At 55.9% G+C, this 3189-nt stretch carries 4 protein-coding genes; 3 read left to right on the top strand and 1 reads right to left on the bottom strand.

The annotated features are described in order from the left end of the window. The first annotated feature begins 400 nt into the window (after positions 1-400). The 3 genes from GEU01_RS20455 (at position 401) to GEU01_RS20445 (ending at position 1703) form a co-directional block, all read left to right on the top strand. A complete protein-coding gene (locus GEU01_RS20455; protein ID WP_019087522.1) occupies positions 401-823 on the top strand; it encodes an antirestriction protein in 423 nt (140 codons plus the stop codon). A gap of 57 nt (positions 824-880) precedes the next feature. Next, positions 881-1216: a hypothetical protein gene (locus GEU01_RS20450; RefSeq protein ID WP_157212910.1), complete on the top strand. Its 336-nt coding sequence runs from the start codon at positions 881-883 to the stop codon at positions 1214-1216. A gap of 130 nt (positions 1217-1346) precedes the next feature. Beyond that, positions 1347-1703, top strand: a complete 357-nt coding sequence (locus tag GEU01_RS20445; protein WP_019087520.1) for a single-stranded DNA-binding protein — start codon at positions 1347-1349, stop codon at positions 1701-1703. A 237-nt stretch (positions 1704-1940) separates the two neighbouring features. Here GEU01_RS20445 and GEU01_RS20440 read toward each other — a convergent pair. Beyond that, positions 1941-3189, bottom strand: a 1249-nt coding sequence (locus GEU01_RS20440) for a Tn3 family transposase (protein ID WP_019087227.1), incomplete at its 5' end; no start/stop codon positions are given.

Below are 3189 nucleotides of genomic sequence, written 5' to 3'. Positions count from 1 at the left end.
ATGCTAGGCCCCCAGCTTGGGGGCCGTCGCTGGTGCCATAATCCTCACTCCGCGCAAGCGGGCTGGTCCTCGCCATGCTCCCCATGCTCGCGCCTGTCCGTTGGCCAGGCGTTGCGCGTGGGTGCGCGTGGCTGCGGTCCCGGCCCTACGGGCCGCCGCTTGCGCTGCGCTGCGGGTCATGGCCCCCTGATGGTGTCGGGACGAGAGGCGTCCCGCTTCGCTAAGTGTTCGCCCGCGCGGCGCGGTCGAACAAGAGGCTGGCTGGCGTTGGGTGAGGCTGGATCTTTTGGCGGGAAACCGTGCTTTTTCCTTGCAATAATAATGTATCATGATACATTAACGACATGGGGGCGGGACACCACACCGGCCCCATGAAACCCACATATAGGAGGCTCACCCTATGGAAACCACCAATCGCATTATCAAGTCTGCTGTCCCTGCCCAGGAGCGCATGTCTTTCCTGCCGGAGTATTTCGGCCCCTACTTCATGGCTGGGGAGCCGCTGGTTTACGACTTCATGGGGAAGCTGTGCCCCGATTACCGCACCAAGGCCAGCGGTATGTGGCGGTATGAAAAGTTGAGCAATGGCGGCTTTCTGATGGTGCCGGAAATGGGACCGGAGAAGCTGCCTTGTCAGTGGGTCGAAAACTGGTTTCAGGGGGATATGTCACCAGAAGCCGCCGCGATTGTTGCGAACCTGATGGCGCTATCCGCACTGGCCATACACACCCTGAATCCGATTTTTGCAGATAGGTCCGACTGTCTGAAAGACTATGCGGAGCAGCACCCTGAAAGCGCGACAATTTTTGCCGCGATTGACTGAATAATAGTTGGCAGGGCGGCAACGCCCTGTCTCCCTTTAGAGTGAGGAAATACGACATTGAAGCCGGAAGAAATGGACAAAAAAAACGCGGATAGTCTGGCGGAGATTGCCAAATACCTGCGCCGTCTGGTCCTGCTGGAACAGATGAAAGAACTTTATAACGAAGTAACGCGGCGTCCCCTGCTGGCGGAGTACAAGGTAGCAAAACAGGCCCACGATGATGCAGTAATCAACCTGCGGCGTTGTGAAGGGCGGCCTAAAGACACGGCAGAAGAACAGGCCACGGTGCTTGCAGAGGCTAAGGAGGAGAAAAGAAAGGCATTTGAAGCACTGTATGCTTTTGAGAAGAAACACCCGATCATAGCGGGGGCTTTAGAGGCGGATACCGAGTAGTCCCGTGTCGGGCAAAAGTGACGGGAAACCGCTATTTTTGCCCGGTTTTTCTTGCAATTATAATGTATCATGATACATTAACAGGGTGACGGGTAATCGTGTCTGTCACCCACGTTGGGAGCCTACAACCATGACCAGCAAACATATCCTTATGGGCCATCTTGGTAGTGACGCAGACATTGTGACGCTTGCCAATGGAAAGAGGAAAGCACGACTGTCTGTAGCCGATAGCGAAGGCTGGCGGGATGCCGAAGGCCAGTGGCAGGAGCGAACCCACTGGCACAGTGTTGTCACCTTCCAGCCTGGTCTTGTTGACTATCTGGAAAAACACGCGACCAAGGGCCGCCTGGTCTATGTGGAAGGTGCGATACGTAGCCGCAGGTATCGCAAGGATGGCGAAGAAACCGACCGCACCGAGACTGAAACCATTGTCGGGCCGCGTGATACCATTTCATTCCCGACCAATGATAAGCGGCAGGAAGGGTAAAACATAACCGGGGGGCTGTGCCCCCCTTCATATCTCATAGAGCAGGACACCACCCTGCCTATGGGATCGCGGAGGCTCACCCGATGAAAAATGTCCCTTATTCAGACACATATCCGCCGTTTGGTGGCTGGTATGTGGGGAATATAGTACCACTTGTGTCCTGCTAGGGATCACGACACGAAAGTGTATTTTACGTACGCTTGGAGTGAACACCTGTAGAACTGGCCACATTGAGGTTCACGCAACAAGTAGGGATGCAGGTACCCGAAGCGGTCGTAACGCGCCAGCTTCGGGCTGCTCATCGACATTCCAGCGATAGTCGCCTGTCAGAGAAATATGCTCCCAGCCGAGGGGTGCGATATGCTGGGCCAGGTCATCTGAAATACCGAGCGTCGTGATGGCAGACTGAAGATAGCGCGTATTCCATAGGATGACCGCTGCCACCAGCAGGTTCAGACCTGACGCCCGATAGGCCTGATTTTCAAAACGCCGATCCCGCAGTTCGCCAAGCTGATTGAAGAAGAGCGCCCGAGCCAGCGCATTCCGGGCTTCTCCCTTATTGAGTCCAGCCTGGGTTCGTCTGCGCAAATCCAGATCCTGTATCCAGTCGAGCATAAAAATTGACCGTTCGATCCGGCCGACTTCGCGCAAAGCCACAGCCAGACCATTCTGACGGGGGTAAGATCCGAGTTTGCGCAGCATGGCCGAAGCGGTCACGGTTCCACTCCGAATAGATGTGACGAGACGCAGCAGGTCGTCCCAGTGTTCCACAATATGGTTGGTATTGATCAGGTCACCGGCCATCCCACCCAGAAGTTCGCCCGGGTGTTGTCCCGGAAAAAGGTGAAGTTTCCGCTCTTTCAGATCCCGTATCCTGGGCGCAAATCGATAACCAAAGAAGGGCATCAGCCCGAAAACATGATCCGATGCCCCACCCGTATCTGTATAATGCTCTTCAATGGAAAGTCCGTTAGCATGATAAAGCAGTCCATCCAGAACATAGGGCGCTTCACCGGCCGTCGCAGCAATCACCCGGGTCGAAAACGGATCATACTGATCGGAGATGTGGGTGTAGAAACTGACGCCCGGTTCACTGCCATTGCGCGCATTGATATCGCTGATCGCAGCGCCTCTGCCACCTGCATGAAACAATTGACCATCACTTGAGGACGATGTGCCGTCTCCCCAGAGTGACGCCAGGGGCAGCCCACGATGGGCTGCAACCATACGGCCAAGGGCTTCGGCGTATCCGGCCTCGCTGATATGCCAGTCATGCAGATGCGCCAACTGGCGCAGGGTGGCACCCTGACAGGTGTCGGCCATGCGTGTCAGACCAAGATTAATCCCATCCGCCAGGATCACCGTCAGCAGGGCGTTTTTGTCATCCGCGACACGGCTGGAACGGCGATGGGTAAAGCAGTCGGTGAAGCTGATCCAGCGGTCCACTTCCAGCAGAAGATCAGTAATCTTGATCCGTGGCAGCCGG

Source organism: Komagataeibacter europaeus LMG 18890, assembly GCF_000285295.1.
Taxonomy (GTDB): Bacteria; Pseudomonadota; Alphaproteobacteria; order Acetobacterales; family Acetobacteraceae; genus Komagataeibacter; species Komagataeibacter europaeus.
Note: the sequence above shows the minus strand (reverse complement) of the source record. Positions and strands in the feature narration are given on the sequence as shown.